Origin of the sequence: Streptomyces sp. NBC_00287 (assembly GCF_036173105.1) — a bacterium.
In the GTDB taxonomy this organism is placed as follows: Bacteria; Actinomycetota; Actinomycetes; order Streptomycetales; family Streptomycetaceae; genus Streptomyces.
Genome location: NZ_CP108053.1, coordinates 8,651,243 through 8,669,082 on the forward strand (window position 1 = coordinate 8,651,243; position 17,840 = coordinate 8,669,082).

Here is a 17,840-nt window from a genome sequence, read left to right on the forward strand (position 1 = left end):
GCTTCAGCGCGACCGGGTGGCGCGCACCAGCCAGAGCGTCGCCGTCAGGCAGAGTGCCGAGACGGCGCCGAGGAGCAGGGGGACCGTGCGGACGCCGGCCCCCTCGATGGCCTTGCCGAGGGCTGGGCCCGCCACCACGCCGCCGGCCATCGAGGCGGCGATGACCACGGCTGACGCCCGGCGGGCGCGCGGGACCGAACGGTTCAGCCAGGGCAGGCCGGTGGGGAAGATCGGCGCGATGAACAGACCGACACCGGCGTAGGCGTACGGGGCCAGCGCGGGGATCGTGGCGAGCAGCAGGCACACCGTCATTCCCGCGCAGGACACGGTGATGATGGTCTGGGGTGAGTAGCGCAGGGCGAGCGGGGCGACCAGGAAGCGACCGACCGTCATCATCAGCCAGTAGACGGAGGTGGCGGTCGCGGCCAGTCCGGCGCCGTAGCCGACGGTCTCCAGGTGGGTGGGCTCCCAGCCGCCCACGCCCGCCTCGATACCGACGTGCAGCACATACAGGGCGATGAACACGGCGAGTACGGATCCCAGGCTGCGAGCCAGGGCCTGGCTCCGGGGCTCCGCCTCGGTCGGCGGCGGCACCTGGTCGCGTACGCCTCTCAGGCACAGCAGGAGGGGCAGGTTGGCCAGGGCGAAGGCCAGGAAGACCGCCGGGTAGTGCTCGGCGCCGATCAGGCCGATCAGCGCCGGGCCGAGGATCGCGCCGATGCCGAAGTGGGCGTTGAGGATGTTGAGCATGGCCGTCGAGCGGTGGCCGAAGCCGACGGCGAAGAGCTGGTTGAGGCCGTAGTCGACGCCGCCGAACCCCAGACCGGCCAGCAGCGCCATGACGAGGGCCACCGGCCAGTTCGGCGCCAGTGCGAACCCTGCCGCGCCGACGGCCATGAGCAGATACGAGGCGCCGAGGATCCGCCGGTTGCCGATCCGCCCGAAGAAGCGGTCGAAGAGCAGTACTCCGGCCACTCCGCCGACGAAGTGGGCGCTCAGTCCAAGTCCCGCGGCCGACGGGCTGAGCCCGAACTCCTCGCGGAAGGCGGGGATGGCCGGTCCGTACAGGGCCTGAAGGGCGCCGAGAAGCACGAATCCCACGCAGGAGGCGACCACCGCGGTCGGGCTGAAGACCTGTCTGTCCCGCAGCAGCACGGCACACACCTCTCGTTCACGGCCAGCGACGACTGTTGATGTTACCGGTAACATCGCCGCCGTCAAGGGTCTCCTGCAAGCGCTTTCGGTGGCGAGATCTGGGCGTTGTCGCGAGGGAAGAGTCGTCACTAGGGTGCGATTGACGTTTCAAAGGAATCCGTCAACTTCTCGTCAATAAAGGGGAGTTGGCGTGAGCAAGCGCTTACTCCGCATGGCCTTCGTTCCTCCTCGTCCCCACGGAAGGCAGCCACAGTGCGCAAGGAAACGCTCGACTGTCTCATCATCGGCGCTGGTCCCGCGGGCCTCCAGCTCGGCCAACTGCTGCAGTCGGCCGGACACGACTACCGGATCCTGGAGAGCGGCCCCACCCCGGGCACCTTCTTCCGGACCTTCCCCCGTCACCGCCAGTTGATCTCGATCAACAAGGTCCACACCGGCACCACCGACCCCGAGCTCAACCTCCGGATGGACTGGAACTCACTGCTCTCCCCGGACCCCGAGCTGCTCTTCACCCGCTACAGCAAGCGCTACTTCCCGCACGCCGACGACCTCGTGCGCTACCTCGCCGACTACGCCGAGACCTTCAAGCTCGACATCGCCTACGACACCCGCGCGCAGCGCATCGGGCGCGGCCCCGACGGCTTCACCGTCACCGACCAGCACGGCCAGGACCACCATGCCCGGCGCCTGGTCATGGCCACCGGACTGACCCGGGCCCATATCCCCGACATCCCCGGCATCGACACGGTCGAGGACTACGCCGACGTCACCGTCGACCCCGAGGACTTCACCGGGCAGCGGGTCCTCATCCTCGGCAAGGGCAACTCCGCGCTGGAGACCGCCGACAACCTCGTCGAGACGGCCGCCGTCATTCACGTCGCCGGACCCCACTCGATCCGCCTGGCGTGGAACACCCACTACGTCGGCCATCTGCGCGCCGTCAACAACAACTTTCTGGACACTTATCAACTCAAGTCGCAGAACGCCCTGTTGGACGGCGACGTCCTCTCGATCGACAAGGGCGAGGACGGCTACCGCGTCCGCTTCAGCTTCGCCCGCGCCGACGAGGTCGTGAAGGAGCTGCGCTACGACCGGGTCATCGGCTGCACCGGATTCCGCTTCGACGCCTCGGCGTTCGACCCCGACTGCCGTCCCGAACTCGTCATCAACGACCGCTTCGCCGCGCTCAGCCCCGCCTACGAGTCCGTGAACATACCCGGCCTGTACTTCGCCGGCACCCTCATGCAGCAGCGCGACTTCAAGAAGTCCACCGGCGGCTTCATCCACGGCTTCCGCTACGCCGTACGCGCCCTCGCCCGCATCCTCGACGAGCGGTACCACGACACCCCATGGCCCGGCCGGGACCTCGACGCCTCTCCCGCGGCCCTCGCCGACGCCGTGGTGGACCGCGTCAACCGGAGCTCGGCGCTGTGGCAGCAGTTCGGCGTGCTCGGCGATGTGGTCGTCGTCAGGACCGGCGAAGCGGCCCGCCACTACGAGGAGATGCCGGTCGCCTACGCCCACGAGTGCGAACTCACCCAGGGCGCCGACTATTTCACCATCACCCTGGAGTACGGGCCCGACCACGACAAGGTCGACCCCTTCGACATCACCGTCCGCCGCCCCGCCCAGAACTCCGTGGCGCAGGCCTTCGACGCGGCCTATCTCCACCCCGTGATCCGCCACTTCCGAGCCGGTGAGCTCCTCGGCACCCACCACATGGCGGAGAACCTGGAGAACGAGTGGAACGACCCTGACGTGCACACGGCTCCGCTCACCGACTTCCTCGCCCGCGAACTCGATCCGCAGACCGCGGGGACGGGGCGGTGACGCGGCCGTGATGCTGTCCGCGAAGGACTTCGAAACCGCCGCCCGCGAAAAACTCGACCCCGTGTACGCCGACTTCATCGCCGGCGGCGCACGGGACGAGATCACCGTACGGGCCAACGAGGAGGCGTTCGGCCGGCTGCGGCTGCTGCCCCGCGTTCTGCGCGGCAGCGCGGTGCGCGACCTGGACGTCACCCTGTTCGGCGAGCGCGCGAGCATGCCGGTGCTGCTCTCGCCGACCGCCTTCCACAAACTCGTCGACCCGGAAGGGGAGTCGGCCACCGCACGGGCCGCCGCGGCCGCCGGGGTGATCATGATCGTGAGCATGGCGTCGACCGTCGCCGTGGGCGAGATCGCCGACGCGGCCCGCGGCGCCGCGGGAGCGGTCCCCGTACCGCTGTGGTTCCAGCTCTACATCCAGCCGGACCCTGAGATCACCGAGGCCCTTGTACGCCGGGCCACCGACGCCGGCTGCACCGCGCTCGTGGTCACCGTCGACTCCCCGGTGCTGGGCGCGAGCGAACGCAACCGGCGCAACGGCTTCCACGACCTGCCGCCCGGATTGCGCTGCGAGAACCTGGTCGACCTGCGCGACGGCGAGCGCGGTCATGTGCGTCAGATCGCCATGTCGGCGGAGCTGTCCTGGGAGCACATCGACCGGCTGCGCGCCATGACCACCCTGCCGATCCTGCTCAAGGGCGCGCTCCACCCGGAGGATGCCCGCCTCGCCGTCCGCCACGGCGTGGACGGGCTGCTGCTGTCGAACCACGGAGGACGCCAACTGGACGGTGTTCCGGCCACGTTGGAGCTGCTCCCCGAGATGGTCGCCGCGGTCGCCGGACGCATCCCCGTCCTGCTGGACGGCGGCGTGCGCCGGGGCACCGACGTGGTCAAGGCCCTCGCGCTCGGCGCCCGCGCGGTCGGCATCGGCCGCCCGGTGATGTGGGCACTGGCCGAGGGCGGCGAGAAGGGCGTACGGCGGCTGCTGGAGCTGTTGCGCGAGGAGATCGAGGAGACGCTGGCGCTGTGCGGGGCGGCCGGTCTCGATGAACTGACGCCCGGGCTCGTGCGCCCCGCCTGGTCGGGGCCGCTGTTCGACGGGGCGCTGTCATGACCGCCGTAACGTGGGCGGCCGTCGCCGCCGGGGCGGGCCTGGTCCTCAGCCTGCCGTACTGGCTGCCCCGAGTCGTCGTCGCGCTGCGTGTGGCGATCTTCGCCCGCGTCAACGGTGACGAGGGCATCACCGCGCCCGGCCGGGAGGTGCCCGTGGCGGAGTTCCGCCAGGTGTACGGGCACCCCGCCGCGAACGGCCGGAGCCGGGGCGCCGCGCTGTCCGACCTGTTCTGGTACTGGCTGGCACCCGGACCGGAAGTCCACCAGGAGCACCTGGAGCCCGGGCCCCGCTATGACGACGTGGCTCGTACCACGCGGCAGATCCTGGCCGGACCGTCCCGGGCGGAGTGGACTGAGCTCGTCAACCGGTGCACGCGCCGTGTCCTCGACGAACTGGGTGAGGCGAGCGTGCACCAGGTCCGGCTGCGCGACCTGATGATGCCCGTGTGGGCCGAGGTCTACCACGAGGTCGTCTTCCGCGAACCCTGCCCACGCCCCGTCCGCGACCTGATCACCGGCAACGCCGACGACGTCGTCAGCGCACTCAAGTGCACGGGCCTACGGCACATGGACCGCCGCGCCCGCCTCACCGCCCACCTGAGCGAGCGGCTGGCGAACGATCCGCCGCCCGTGCCGCTGCCGTCGACGCTCACCGAGCGGGAACGGGCGTACTACCTCCAAGGGACCTTCTTCAACACGGCCGTGGTGCAGATGTCGGAGGCGATGGCCCACCTGCTGCTGGCCCTCGCCACCCACGGCGACGTACAGGACCGGCTGCGGGCGGGCGCGGAGGACTCCGACTATCTCGACCGGGTCATCGACGAGACCCTGCGGCACTTCCCGCTGTTCGGCGTGGCGCATCGCATCACCACAGGGGAGATCCCGCGCTCCGGACGGCCCGCCATCCCGGCGGGATCGGTCCTGCTGTTCAACTACCCGGAGTATCAGCGGTCCGGTATGTCCGCGGCGGAGCGATTCGATCCGGACCGGTGGCTGGCGAAGGACACCCGGCCCTCGGCGTACATCCCGTTCGGGGTGAGTGCCAACCGGCCCTGCCCGGCCCGCGGCTTCGCCGTACTGACCATGCGGGTGGCCGCCGAGGAGGTGCTCCGGCGGTTCCGTCTGGAGTCGTCCGCCGAGCACACTCGCTCCCTGCCCAATCGCGGGCCGTGTCTGCTGGTGCCGCACTCCGCCGCCCCGGGCGGCATGAGGCTGCGGCTGGCGGCGATGCGGCTGGGCGACCGCTGGGCCGCGGTGCCCCGCAGCCTTACCCAACTGGTCCTCGGCACCTACATGGTGTGGGACGCCCGCCGCCAGGGACTGTGCCGCACCTACTTCGCCGACCGGCCGGGCGGGTCTGCCCCGACCGCCGTCGGCAGCCGATGAGGGGGTGCGGACATGACTCGTGTGCAGCTCGCGCCCGCCCGTGAGGGGGGCGCGGACATGACTTCCGTGAAGCTCGCCTCCGCTGTGAAGGGGGCGCGGACATGACGCCTGTCGAACTCGCCCCCGCCGTGAGGGGAGCGCGGACATGACCCCTGTCGAACTCGCCCCCGCCTTCTTCGCGGCCGCCGTCGTGATCCTGCTGACGTGCCGTCTGGTCGTCGCGGTCGCCGCCCGTTTCGGCCAGCCGCCGGTCGTCGGCGAGATGATCGCCGGTGTGCTGCTCGGCCCCTCCCTGTTCGGGCTGCTCGCCCCCGACGTCTCCGCCGCCGTCTTCCCCGACGACCTCAAACCGGTGCTGTACGTCGCGGGCCAGATCGGCCTCGTCGCCCTGATGTTCAACGCCGGCTACGAGTTCCGGGCCCACGCGGGCCGTGGCCTGGTGAAATCGGCGGTGGCCGTCTCCTCGGCCGGAGTGCTCGTCCCGCTGCTGTTCGGGGCGGGGCTGGCCTTCGTGGCCCACGGCCGGGTGGACATCTTCGTCGACGGGGTCTCGGTGTGGGTGACCGCGGCGTTCGTCGGGGTGGCCCTGGCGATCACCGCCTTCCCGATGCTGGCCCGCATCATCACCGAACGCGGCCTCGCCGGCACCCGCTACGGCTCGCTCGCCCTGGCCTCGGGCGCCACCGACGACGCCGTCGCCTGGATCCTGCTCGCCGGTGTGCTGAGCGCGGCCTCGGGCGAGCCGAGCCACATCCTGACCGCCGTCGGCGGCTCCCTGCTGTTCGTGGCCCTGCTGCTGACGGTCGGCCGACGGCTGCTGGTGTGGATCGTGGCGCATCGGACCATGAGCGACGAGACCCGGCTCCTCGGCACCGTCGCCGCGCTGTTCTGCTGCGCCTGGTTCACCGACATCATCGATCTGTACGCCGTGTTCGGGGCGTTCTGCATCGGTATGGCCATGCCGCGCGGAGAGACGTCGGAACACCTGGTGCGGACCGTCCAATCGGTGACCCAGGTGCTGTTCGTCCCGATGTTCTTCACCTACTCCGGCCTCAACACGCGCTTCGACGTGTTCGCCGACCCCGCCGTGATGCTCTTCGGCGCCGCGGCCGTCGTCCTGGCGGTGATCGGCAAGTTCGGCGGCTGCTGGGCGGCGGCCCGGCTGCGGGGCGAGCCACAGGCGGTGGCGGTACGGGTCGGGACGCTGATGAACGCCCGGGGCCTGATGCAGCTGATCGCCCTGAACATCGGGCTGGCCGCCGGGATCGTCACCTCCGCGATGTTCTCCGCCCTGGTGCTGGTCGCCCTGGTGACCACGGTGATGACCGCGCCCCTGCTCAGCTGGCTCGACCGCAGGGACGCGAAGTCACGTGAGGCCGATAAGCCCCAAGAGCCGACGCCGGCGGTGCTGACGTGACACACACCGGCGCGGAACTGCTCGTCCGGCAGCTCGAACAGGAGGGCGTGCGCCATGTCTTCGGCGTGCCGGGCGTCCAGCTCGACCATGTCCTCGACGCCCTCGCCCGCGCCAGGGCCGCCGGTGGCCCGATCGAGTATGTCTCCGCCCGCCATGAACAGGGCGCCGCCCATATGGCCGAGGCCTACGCCCGGACTACGGACCGCCCGGGCGTCTGTCTCGTCGTCCCCGGCCCGGGCGTGCTGAACGCGCTGCCCGCCCTGGCCACCGGGTACGCGTGCTCGTCACCGCTGCTGTGCCTGGCGGCGGACATCCCGTCGGCGCTGTCCGGCCGAGGCCTCGGCATGCTGCACGAACTCCCCGACCAGGAGGGCATGCTGGCGTCCGTCACCACCTGGTCGGCGCGGGCCCGTGGCCCGGACGCGATCCCACGGCTGTTACGGGAGGCGGTACGGCGGTCACGGACGGGACGTCCACGACCGGTGGCCGTTACCCTTCCGGCGGACGTCCTTGCCGCGTCGGCGGCACCGGGGACCGACGGACAACTCGACGGCGCCGCACCGGAGACCGACGTACAACTGGACGGCCTCGCACCGGAGCCGGCCGTACCGGAGCCCGACGCCGGCACCGTCGCCGACATCGCCTCCGCCCTGCGGGACGCCCGGCGACCGCTGCTCTACGTGGGCGGAGGCGTGCTCGCCGCGCGGGCCGGGGACGCCCTGACCGCACTGGCCGAGGAGTTGGACGCTCCGGTGGTGACCAGCCGCAATGCGGGCGGCGCGATCCCGGCCCACCACCGGCTCGCGCTGCCCGCACTGGCCGGTCCGAGCGTCCTGCCCACGGCGGACGTGGTGCTGGTGGTCGGCAGCCGCTTCGTCTCCCCGCGGGGTACGGCGCTGCCCACGGCCCCCGGCGCGACCGTGATCCTCGTCAACGCGGACCCCGCCGACCTGGGCCCGCCCCGGCGGGCGGGCCTCACCCTGTGCGCGGACGCCGGGACGGCCCTGGAGGCGGTCCGCGCCGCGCTCCCGCCCCGGGCCCGGCGCGGGGAGTGGAGCGCGGAGGAACTGTCCGAGGTCCGGGCGGGGTGCGCGCGGCGGGTGGCGGCGGTCGAGCCGCAGTGGTCGTACGTGCGGGCCCTGCGGGAGGCGATCCCCGACGACGGGTTCCTCGTCAACGAGCTGACCCAGGTGGGTTATCTGGCCGCCGTCGGCTACCCCGTCCACCATCCGGGCACCTTCCTCACCCCCGGCTACCAGGGGACGCTCGGCTATGGCTATCCGTCGGCGCTCGGAGTGAAGACCGCTCACCCGGACCGCGCGGTGGTCTCCGTCAACGGCGACGGCGGCTTCTGCTTCAACCTCCAGGAGCTGGCGACCGCGCGGCGGTACGGCATCGGGGTCGTCGCGGTGGTGTTCAACGACAACGCCTATGGAAACGTCCGGCGCATCCAGTCGGACGAGTTCGCCGGGCGGTTCATCGGCAGCGACCTCACCAGCCCCGACTTCGTACGCCTCGCGGAGTCCTTCGGCGTCCCCGGCGTGCGGGCCGACTCACCCGGCGCCCTCGCCGGCGCGCTGAAGGAGGCGCTCGGCGAGCCAGGACCCTCGGTGATCGAGGTGCCGGTGGGCGAGATGCCCAGCGTCTGGCCGCTGCTGCTGGGGGGTGCGCCGGGGTCGGTCCGCGACTGACCGAGCTTGGACTGTTTGTACGGGACCTGGACGTATGGTCTGGACAGGGCTCGGCGGGGAGGCCCCGTCGAGCCCTGGGTCAGGTACGGACAGGAGCGAGCGATGGCGGCCGAACAGGCCCTGGACGCCGAGCGGGACGCGATCATCACGGCGCTGACGCCCGTCGCGGACGGGCTCGTGGCGACCGTCGGGCCGCTGTGCGAGGTGGTCCTGCACGACTACCGCCGGCCGGAGGAGTCCGTGGTCGCGGTCGCCGGTTCGGTCACCGAGCGGTCCGTCGGCGGTGCCATGAGCGAGACCGCCATGCGGATCGTCGCCCGCGGCGCCGAGGCGGACGACGATCTGAACTACGTCACCCGGACCCGGACCGGAACGCTCGTCAAGGCGTCCACCATGGTGCTGCGGGACTCCACCGGCGAGGTCTTCGGCGCCCTCTGCGTCAACCTGGACGTCACCGCGGTCAATGAGGCCCACGCCCTGCTCGGCGCCCTCGCAGGCATCGGCCGCGACAGTGCCGAGGCGCCGGTCACCACCTTCGGCAACGACATCGATTCCGTCGTCGGCGCCATCCTTGACGCCCACCGGCTCCGGCAGAACCGCGGCTGGGCGGAGCTCGACCGTGCTCAGCGCCTGGAGCTGTTCCGCGGTCTGGACGGGCGGGGTGTGTTCGCCGTGCGGCGCTCGGTCGAACAGGTCGCCGGCCGGCTCGGCATCTCCCGCGCCTCCGCCTACAACTACCTCGCCCAGGCACGCGCCACGACCGGCCCGACCGCCGACTCCGACGGATCCGATGGAGGACAAGCGTGACCACCAGCACCCCGCCCCTCACCCTCGACGACATCCGGGACGCTGCCGTACGCCTCAAGGGCGTCGCCCACCGCACGCCGGTCCTGCGCTCCCGCACCCTCGATGCCCTCGTCGGCGCCGAGGTCTTCCTCAAGTGCGAGAACTTCCAACGCGTGGGCGCCTTCAAATTCCGCGGCGCCTACAACGCCGCCTCCCGGCTGTCGTCGGAGCAGCTCGCCCGGGGCATCGCCGCCTACTCGTCCGGCAACCACGCCCAGGCCGTCGCCCTCGCCGCCCGGGAGCTCGGCACCACCGCCGTGATCGTGATGCCCGAGGACGCCCCGCCCTCCAAGCGGCAGGCGACCGAGGGCTACGGCGCCGAGATCGTCACCTACGACCGCTACACCGGCGACCGTGTCGCCATCGCCGAGGCCCTGGCCGCCGAGCGGGGCCTGACCGTCATCCCGCCCTACGATCACCCCCACGTCATGGCGGGGCAGGGTACGGCCGCCCTCGAACTCCTCGAAGAAGTCGGCGAGTTGGACGCGCTGCTGACTCCGGTCGGCGGTGGCGGGCTCATCGCCGGGTGCGGCACCGCCGCCAAGGGGCTGTACCCGGATCTCCGGCTGATCGGCGTCGAGCCCGAGGCCGGGGACGACACCAAGCAGTCTCTCGAAGCCGGGCAGCGCATCGAGATCCCGGTGCCGAAGACCATCGCCGACGGCCAGGCCCTGCACACGCCCGGCGAACTCACCTTCTCCGTCAACCGACGTCTCGTCGACGACATCGCCCTGGTCAGCGACGACGAGATCCGGGAGGCGATGCGGTTCGCCTTCGAGCGCCTGAAGATCGTCGTCGAGCCGAGCGGCGCCACCCCGCTGGCAGCCCTGCTCTCCGGCCGGGCGGGTGCGCTGCCCCGCCGGGTCGGAGTAATCGTCTCCGGTGGCAACGTCAGCGCCGACCGGTTCGCCCGGCTCTGCGGCGGCACGATTTGAGCGAGTGCTCCCGAATGGCGGCTCCGGATGGACGGGCGGACGATGGAGTGGTAGGGGGCCGGCTGCCGACGACGGTGCTCGGATCCGCCGGGAAGACTGGCCCCGGTCGCGGTGAACCGCGGCCGGAAGGGAGTTCGTCATGTTGGAAGTGAAGACACTCGAAAAGCCGGACGAGCGGCGTGATTTCCCCCACGGCCACATGGAAGCCGTCCACATGGCGGAGCTCGACTTCGCCTTGGCGACCTTCGAGCCAGGCTGGCGCTGGACCCAGGACGTGGCCCCGATCGCGGGCACGGACACCTGTCAGATGCACCACAACGGCTACGTCCTCCGAGGCCGCATGCGCATCCGCATGGACGACGGCGGTGAGAAAGAGGTCGGCCCCGGCGACGTCTTTGTCGTTTCGCCCGGACACGACGCCTGGGTTCTGGGCGACGAGCCGTGCGTGGTCTGCGACTTCCAGGGGCAGACGGCGAGGGAGTTCGCGAAGAAGCAGGAGTAGCGCAGGCCGGCCCGCGCCGACCCGTCACACGGTGATGACGACCTTCGCGCGCGCGTGCTCCACCTCCAGATACCGAATGGCCTCGGCCGCCTCACTCAGGGGATACGTCCGCTCGACAACCGGCGCTATCCGCCCGGACTCGGCCAGCTCCTTCAGAGTCGCGAGGTTCTTCTTGCTCTGGTGAGCCGGGAGTTCGAGCAGCCGTTGACGCGTGAAGGGCGCCATCAGACGCCGTTTGAAGAACAGCCCCATGGGTCCCGTGAGGCTGCCGCCCTCGTACACCCCGCCGCCCGACAGCACCAGGGCGCCGGACGGGGTCACCGCGCGCCGGAACGCCGTCAGTGAGTGGTTGCCGACCAGGTCCAGCACCACGTCGTAGCGCCGGCCCGCTCGGGTGAAGTCCTCGCGCGCGTAGTCGATGACATGGTCCGCGCCGAGCGAGCGGACCATGTCCGCGTTGCGCGCGCTGCACACCGCGGTCACCTCCGCGCCGTACTCCTTGCCGAGCTGCACGGCGAACGTGCCGACGCCCCCCGACGCGCCGTTGATCAGCAGCGTCTGCCCCGGCTGCACCGCGGCCACGTCCCGCACGCCGATCAGGGCCGTGTTCCCCGCGAGGGGTATCGCCGCGGCCTGCTCGAAGGTGAGGTTGGACGGCTTCGGGCCCACCGAGTCGTCCGGCGCGCACACATACTCCGCGAAGGCACCGTCGGCCTCGCCGAACACCTCGTCACCGGGCTGAAGATCCGTGACCCCGCTGCCCACCGCCTCCACCCGGCCTGCGAAGTCCCGCCCTCGGACCCGCGCCTTCGGCCCGCGCCAGCCCATCATCCCGCGCGCCAGCTTCGGATCGCCGTGCATGAAATGCCAGTCGTAGGCATTGACCGACGCCGCGTGCACCCGCACCAGCACCTCACCGGGCCCCGGCACCGGCCGCTCGATGTCACTGAACTCCAGCACGTCCGCCGAGCCGTACCGGTCCTGCGTCACTGCCTTCATGTCCTCCCCCTTCGCCACTTTCGAGAGTAGGGATCCGGCCAGGCCCGGGCATCAGGGGCGAACCCTGATTCTTTCCCAGGGGCGACCCCCGCTTGCCCTGAGGAAACCGATCGGTTTACATTGGGATCCAGGAAGGGAAACCGATCGGTTTCCGCCTTGTGAGATCGCCGTGCGCGAGTCGGGAGAGTTCCATGACCACCATCGAAGGTTCCGTCGCCCTGGTCACCGGCGGCAGCCGCGGGATCGGCCGGGCGCTGGTCGCCGCCCTGTACGAGCGGGGCGCGAAGAAGGTGTACGCCACCGCCCGCGACCCGCGCACTGTCACCCACCCCGATGCCGTGCCCCTGGCCCTGGAGGTCGGCGACCCGGCGTCCGTCGCGGCCGCCGCCGAGCAGGCCCAGGACGTCACCCTGCTGATCAACAACGCCGGTGCCAGCGTGAACGCCAACTTCCTCGACGCCCCGGTCGAAGACGTCCGCCGCGAATTCGAGACCAACTTCTACGGACCGCTCCTGGTCACCCGCGCTTTCGTCCCGGTCATCGAACGCAACGGCGGTGGCCATATCCTCAACGTCCACTCCGTGCTGTCCTGGATCGGGCTCGCCGGCTCCTACAGCGCCTCCAAGGCCGCCCTGTGGTCGCAGACCAACTCCCTGCGCCTGGACCTCAAGCCGCGCGGCATCGAGGTCACCGGCCTCCACGTCGGCTACGTCGACACCGACCTGACGGCGAACATCGACGCGCCGAAGTCCACCCCCGAGGGCGTCGCCGCCCAGGCCCTGGACGGCATCGAGGCCGGAGCCTACGAGGTGCTGGCCGACGACATCAGCCGGCAGGTCAAGGCCGGTCTGTCGGCGGACGTCTCGGCGCTCTACCCGCAGCTCGCGGCCTGATCACACCGGCAGCAGCCGGGACACGAGATCGCTGAGCTGGCGGGCGTTGCGGCACTCGTGCATCTCGACCAGCTCGGCGTAGGCGGGCGCGGCCGAGTCGCCCGTGCCCCAGCTCGCGGTCTGCTCGGGGTTCAACCAGTAGAAGCGGCGCGCCCGTTCGGCGATATGGCGGACGGCCGCGAGGTTCGGGTCGCTCATGTTGGTGCGTGCGTCGCCGAGCACGAACACCGTGGTGCGCGGGCCGACCGCGTCGCCGTACCGCTCGGCGAACTCGCCCAGCGCCATGCCGTAGTCGCTGCTGCCGTGCCAGCCCGTGAGCGTGCCCTCGGCCTGTATGCGGGCGCCGAGCCCCTCCGGGTCGGCCCTGCCGTGCACGAGGAGGCCGGTCACCTCGTCGATACGGTTGACGAAGGCGAACACCCGCACCTTGCTGAACTGGTCGTGCAGCGCCTGCACCAGCAGCATCGTGAAGTCCGAGAAGCCGGACACCGAACCCGACACATCGCACAGCAGCACCAGTTCGGGCCGCGCGGGCCGCCGTCTGCGCAGCACCGGCTTCATCGGCACGCCGCCCGTCGACAACGAACCGCGCAGGGTCCGCCGTAGATCGATCGAGCCGCGCGCGGCCCGCCGCCGACGTGCCGCCAGCCGGGTCGCGAGCTTGCGGGCGAGCGGCTGAACGGCCCTGCGCAGCTCGGCCAGTTGGGCCTTTCCGGCGAACAGGAAGTCCACTCGGTCGGCGCTCGGCGCCACGGCCCGCCGGGCAATCTCGTCCCGGCCCCGCCGCTCCGCCACCCGGCGCCGCGCCTCCGCGGTCACCAAGGCCCGGAAGGCCTCGATGCGCCGCCGGATCTCGTCCTCCAACAGCCGGTCGGTGAACCCCGGACTCCCGCCCCGCGCACGGACGTCGTCGCGGACCCGGGCGAGCAGGGTCTGGGGACGCAGACGGTCGAGTGTCTGGTACGACGACCAGCCGTCCGACGCGGGGGAGGAGCCGTAGCCGCCGAAGCCGTCGACCGCCTCCGCCGCCAACTCACCCATCGCCGCCCGGTCGTTCGCGGCGAGCGCCGCCGCCAACCGGTCGCGCAGGTCGTCCCGCCCCGCCACCTCTCGCTCCGGCGCGCCGACACCGCGCGGGAAGTACAGGTCGAAGACCGGGTCGAACACCGGCCGTTGGGCCGTACCGTGCAGCAGCGTCGCCGCCAGGCCCTCGCGCAGTCGCTCCCGGTCCGTGAGCCCGAGCGCCGCCACCGCCTGCGCCGCGTCCACGGTCTCGCCGGTGCCGATCCGGATGCCGTGCGCCCGCAGCGCCGCGACGAGCGACGTCAGCCGCTCGGCGACCCCCGCGGGCGTGGTCACAGGGCGTCCAGGTCGAGCTTGGCGGTGGCCTTGAGGACGTCGTCCTGGTGCTTGAGGAGTACGCCGAGACTGTCCCGTACGACCGTCTCGTCCAGGGTGTCGGCGCCGAGCGCGAGCAGGGTGCGCGCCCAGTCGATGGTCTCGGCCACCGACGGCAGCTTCCGCAGGTCCATGGCGCGCAGCGCGCCCACCACCCGCACCACCGAACGGGCCAGCGCCTCGTCCAGGCCCGGCACCTTCAGCCGGACGATCTTCCGCTCCAACTCCTCGTCGGGGAAGCCGATATGGAGGAAGAGACAGCGGCGGCGCAGCGCCTCGGACAGTTCGCGGCTGGCGTTGGAGGTGAGGACGACGAAGGGGCGGCGGGTGGCCGTGACCGTGCCGAGTTCGGGGACCGTCACCTGGAAGTCGCTCAGCACCTCCAGCAGCAGGCCCTCCACCTCGACGTCCGCCTTGTCCGTCTCGTCGATCAGCAGCACCTTGGGGTCGTCGCCGCGGATCGCCGTGAGCAGGGGGCGCGGGAGCAGGAACTCCTCACTGAAGATGTCCGTGCGCGTCTCGTCCCATGTCTCGTCGCGGCCCGCGCTGATGCGCAGCAGTTGCTTGGCGTGGTTCCACTCGTACAGCGCGCGGGACTCGTCGACGCCCTCGTAGCACTGCAGGCGGATCAGCTGAGCTTCGGCGACCTGGGCGACTGCCTTGGCGAGTTCCGTCTTGCCGACCCCGGCGGGGCCCTCGACCAGGAGCGGCTTGCCGAGCCGGTCGGCGAGGAAGACGGTCGTGGCGACCGCGGGCGAGGCGAGGTAGCCGGTCTCGGCCAGTCGCGTGGCGACGTCGTCGACGGATGTGAACAACGGGGCCTCCAGGTCAGATGCTGCTCCTATCTAAGCGCTTGTTCAGGGCTCGTGTCACGTAGAACGCCAGCCGGATACCGATCGGTTTCCGAACGGCTCCGGCGCGCGGTAACCTCGCCGTATGGCCACAGACAAGGCGTCCACCAAGGACCGGCTCCTCGACGCGGCCGGCGAGCTCTTCTACCGCGAAGGGGTCTCCATCGGCGTGGAGGCGCTGTGCCGGACCGCCGGTGTCTCGAAGCGCTCGATGTACCAGCTCTTCACGAGCAAGGACGAGGTCCTGGCGGCGAGCCTGGAGCGGCGGATCCCGGCGTACGAGGCCCTGCTGGTCGGCGATCCGGACGACGCCGCAACCCCACGCGAGTGGATCCTGCACCTCTTCGAGCATCTGGAGGACGCGTCCACGCGGCCCGACTACTGCGGCTGCCCCTTCCTGGCCGCGCTGGTCGAGCTGAAGGACCCCGAGCACCCGGCGAGCGTGGTCGCCCGCACGGTGAAGGAGCGCCTCCAGGGCACCTTCCGCGACCGGGCCGAACAAGGTGGCGCAAGGGACCCGGAGCTGCTCGCCCGCCAGCTGATGCTCGTCTTCGACGGGGCAAGCGCCCGCTCCGGGGCTCGCGTCGAGACGCTGGACGGACTGACGACCGCCACGGTCAGCGCCCTCATGGACGCGGCCGGAATGCAATGAGAAGGGCGGCCGCCGTAGCGACCGCCCCACCTTCGTTTCCCCAACGCGACCGCGACTCTACGAAGCCACCGCCACCGCCCCCACCGCCGGACTCCGCAGCACCCGGCGCGCCGTCACCAGGCTCGTGCCCAGCGTCGCCGCCGCCGCGATGGCGACCATCCCGGCGCCGATGCCGAACATCTCGCCCGGCAGCACCTGGTCGGTGCGGACCACGGTGAACGGGACGATCCCCGCCAGTGCCGCCACCGCCCCGAAGGCCACTCCGGTCAGCGTGAGGATCAGCCCCTCGGCACCCACCACACCCAGCACCTGACCGGGCGTCGCCCCCACCAGCCGCTGCTGGCCGAACTCCCGGCCCCGGTAAGTGGTGGCCGCGTACAGCGAGTTGACCAGCATCACACAGACGAAGACCACGATGATGCCGACGACCGTGAAGTTCAGCGTCTCCAGGTTCTTGGCGTCGACCGACTTCACCGCACCCGAGGCAGCGAGGGCGTCGCTCTCCACCGCCTGCATGGTGAGCGTGGCCGTGGACACCGCCGTGAACAGGATCAGCGACATCAGGGTCCCGGCCAGGTCACCGGCCCGCTGCCGCAGGTTCCGCACGGCCAGCCAGCCGCTCGCCCCGCTGAGCGCCAGCCGGTCCAGCACGCCCCCGAGCAGCCGGGGCGCCATCAGCGCGAAGCCCACCGACAGCAGGATCGCCCCGTACGCGGCCGGCGCCATCAGCGCCTCGTCCGTCGCCGAGAAGGCGAAGGTGGAGCACACCGACAGGGCACCGGCGGCCAGCGCCGCGTAGGTGAGGTACGTACGAGCCCTGCCGTGCCGCCGGGTACCGCGCGTCGCCCGCCGTACGGCGAGAAACGCGGCGCCCGCCGACGCGAGCAGCGTGATGTCGACGCCCGTCATGAGCGCGACCGTGCCGAAGGAGTGGTCGACGGAGTCGGCGACCTGACCGCTGTCCTGGAAGACGTCCAGCAGGGCCTGCCCGCCGAGCATCGCCGGGCCGATCGCCAGCGCCGCGCCCACCAGGGCCACGGCCACCGCCTCACCCACGACCATCCGCTTGAGCTGCCCCGGGGTCGCCCCCGAGCAGCGCAGCAGCTCCAGTTCGGCCGTCCGCTGACGGACGTTCACCGTCAGAGTCGAGGCCACCGCGAAGAACACCAGCAAGGTGCCGTAGCCGCCGACGACGCTCGCCGCCGTGGTCAGCGTCTCCGCGCTTGTCGAGTCGACGCCGTCCTGTGCCGCCGTGTCGTGCAGCGAGTTGAACGTCATGATGATCGCCGCGCCCAGGAAGGCGGCGAGCAGAGTTGCCAGGAACCGTCCGGGCCGCTGCCGGATCGACCGCATCGCCAGCATGAACATCGCTCACACCTCCGTCGCCACGGCGTCGCCCAGGTGCGCGAGGCGCTCGGCCACCGCGTCCGGGGTCGGCCCATCGATCCGGCCCGCGAGCCGGCCGTCCGCCAGGAACAGCACCGAGTCGGCGTAGGAGGCGGCGACCGGGTCGTGCGTCACCATCACCACGGTCCGCCCGTGCACCCGCACCGCCTGCTGGAGCAGCGTGAGCACCTCCCGGGCGCTGCGCGTGTCCAGGGCGCCCGTCGGCTCGTCCGCGAAGATCACCCGAGGTTCGGTGACCAGCGCCCGGGCGATGGCGACGCGCTGACGCTGGCCGCCGGAGAGCTGGTCGGGACGGTGACCGAGTCGGTCGCCGAGACCGACGGAGGCCAGCACCTCCCGGGCCCGCCGCTTGTCCACGCGGCGCCCGGCGAGCTTGAGCGGCAGCACCGTGTTCTGCGCGACGGTCAGCGTCTCCAACAGGTTGTACTGCTGGAACACAAACCCGATCCGGCCGCGCCGGAACTTTGTCAGCGCTGTCTCGTCGCCGCCCGTCAGCTCGGTGCCGTCCACCCGCACGATCCCGCTGTCGGGCCGGTCAAGACCCGCCGCGCAGTGCAGCAGCGTGCTCTTGCCCGAACCCGACGGGCCCATCACCGCGGTGAAGGTGCCGCTCCCCAGACCCAGCGTGACCTCGCGCAGGGCGGTCACCGCACTGTCGTCCGTCCCGTAGGTCTTGGTGACCTTGACCAGCCGCAGCGCCTCGGCGGCGGGTCCCGTGTCGTGCGTGCCTGAGCCTGTGCGAAACATCGTCATCACTCCCCGGTCGGG

Annotated in this window: 16 protein-coding genes; 10 read left to right on the forward strand and 6 right to left on the reverse strand. The window is 71.4% G+C overall.

Features of this window, described 5'->3' with window-relative positions; all coding sequences use genetic code 11:
* Positions 1-3: 3 nt before the first annotated feature.
* The gene (locus OHT76_RS39260; RefSeq protein WP_328875639.1) at positions 4-1,155 is read right to left on the reverse strand and encodes an MFS transporter; all 1,152 of its coding nucleotides are present in this window, start codon (positions 1,153-1,155) and stop codon (positions 4-6) included.
* 252 nt (positions 1,156-1,407) lie between these two features.
* Between OHT76_RS39260 and OHT76_RS39265 the strand changes: the two genes are divergently transcribed.
* From OHT76_RS39265 to OHT76_RS39300, 8 genes are all read left to right on the forward strand, one after another.
* The gene (locus OHT76_RS39265) at positions 1,408-2,985 is read left to right on the forward strand and encodes an NAD(P)-binding domain-containing protein (protein WP_328875640.1); all 1,578 of its coding nucleotides are present in this window, start codon (positions 1,408-1,410) and stop codon (positions 2,983-2,985) included.
* 10 nt (positions 2,986-2,995) lie between these two features.
* Positions 2,996-4,096, forward strand: coding sequence for an alpha-hydroxy acid oxidase (locus OHT76_RS39270; protein WP_328876734.1), 1,101 nt, complete (start codon positions 2,996-2,998; stop codon positions 4,094-4,096).
* A complete protein-coding gene (locus OHT76_RS39275; RefSeq protein WP_328875641.1) occupies positions 4,093-5,481 on the forward strand; it encodes a cytochrome P450 in 1,389 nt (462 codons plus the stop codon). Before OHT76_RS39270 ends, OHT76_RS39275 begins: the two co-directional genes overlap by 4 nt.
* A 145-nt stretch (positions 5,482-5,626) precedes the next feature.
* A complete protein-coding gene (locus OHT76_RS39280; RefSeq protein ID WP_328875642.1) occupies positions 5,627-6,898 on the forward strand; it encodes a cation:proton antiporter in 1,272 nt (423 codons plus the stop codon).
* Positions 6,895-8,589 (forward strand): thiamine pyrophosphate-dependent enzyme, encoded by a 1,695-nt coding sequence (locus OHT76_RS39285; RefSeq protein ID WP_328875643.1) that lies wholly within the window; start codon positions 6,895-6,897, stop codon positions 8,587-8,589. The genes OHT76_RS39280 and OHT76_RS39285 overlap by 4 nt, the downstream gene beginning before the upstream one ends.
* 102 nt (positions 8,590-8,691) lie before the next feature.
* Positions 8,692-9,396, forward strand: coding sequence for a helix-turn-helix transcriptional regulator (locus tag OHT76_RS39290; protein WP_328875644.1), 705 nt, complete (start codon positions 8,692-8,694; stop codon positions 9,394-9,396).
* Positions 9,393-10,370, forward strand: a complete 978-nt coding sequence (locus tag OHT76_RS39295) for a threo-3-hydroxy-L-aspartate ammonia-lyase (protein WP_328875645.1) — start codon at positions 9,393-9,395, stop codon at positions 10,368-10,370. The genes OHT76_RS39290 and OHT76_RS39295 overlap by 4 nt, the downstream gene beginning before the upstream one ends.
* 139 nt (positions 10,371-10,509) lie before the next feature.
* Positions 10,510-10,872: a cupin domain-containing protein gene (locus OHT76_RS39300; RefSeq protein ID WP_328875646.1), complete on the forward strand. Its 363-nt coding sequence runs from the start codon at positions 10,510-10,512 to the stop codon at positions 10,870-10,872.
* A gap of 24 nt (positions 10,873-10,896) precedes the next feature.
* On the opposite strand, the gene OHT76_RS39305 is transcribed toward OHT76_RS39300, so the two are convergent.
* The gene (locus tag OHT76_RS39305) at positions 10,897-11,871 is read right to left on the reverse strand and encodes an NAD(P)-dependent alcohol dehydrogenase (RefSeq protein ID WP_328875647.1); all 975 of its coding nucleotides are present in this window, start codon (positions 11,869-11,871) and stop codon (positions 10,897-10,899) included.
* 191 nt (positions 11,872-12,062) lie between these two features.
* Between OHT76_RS39305 and OHT76_RS39310 the strand changes: the two genes are divergently transcribed.
* Entirely contained in the window at positions 12,063-12,764 is a 702-nt protein-coding gene (locus OHT76_RS39310) for an SDR family oxidoreductase (protein WP_328875648.1), read from the forward strand.
* Here OHT76_RS39310 and OHT76_RS39315 read toward each other — a convergent pair whose 3' ends face one another.
* Positions 12,765-14,123: a vWA domain-containing protein gene (locus tag OHT76_RS39315; protein ID WP_328875649.1), complete on the reverse strand. Its 1,359-nt coding sequence runs from the start codon at positions 14,121-14,123 to the stop codon at positions 12,765-12,767.
* Positions 14,120-14,977, reverse strand: a complete 858-nt coding sequence (locus OHT76_RS39320) for an AAA family ATPase (RefSeq protein WP_328875650.1) — start codon at positions 14,975-14,977, stop codon at positions 14,120-14,122. The genes OHT76_RS39315 and OHT76_RS39320 overlap by 4 nt, the downstream gene beginning before the upstream one ends.
* 121 nt (positions 14,978-15,098) lie before the next feature.
* Between OHT76_RS39320 and OHT76_RS39325 the strand changes: the two genes are divergently transcribed.
* The gene (locus OHT76_RS39325) at positions 15,099-15,665 is read left to right on the forward strand and encodes a TetR/AcrR family transcriptional regulator (RefSeq protein ID WP_328875651.1); all 567 of its coding nucleotides are present in this window, start codon (positions 15,099-15,101) and stop codon (positions 15,663-15,665) included.
* Positions 15,666-15,722: 57 nt separating this feature from the next.
* Here OHT76_RS39325 and OHT76_RS39330 read toward each other — a convergent pair whose 3' ends face one another.
* Both OHT76_RS39330 and OHT76_RS39335 read right to left on the reverse strand, forming a co-directional pair.
* Entirely contained in the window at positions 15,723-17,033 is a 1,311-nt protein-coding gene (locus OHT76_RS39330) for an ABC transporter permease (protein WP_328875652.1), read from the reverse strand.
* Positions 17,034-17,036: 3 nt separating this feature from the next.
* A complete protein-coding gene (locus tag OHT76_RS39335) occupies positions 17,037-17,819 on the reverse strand; it encodes an ABC transporter ATP-binding protein (protein WP_328875653.1) in 783 nt (260 codons plus the stop codon).
* Between the last annotated feature and the right edge of the window lie 21 nt (positions 17,820-17,840).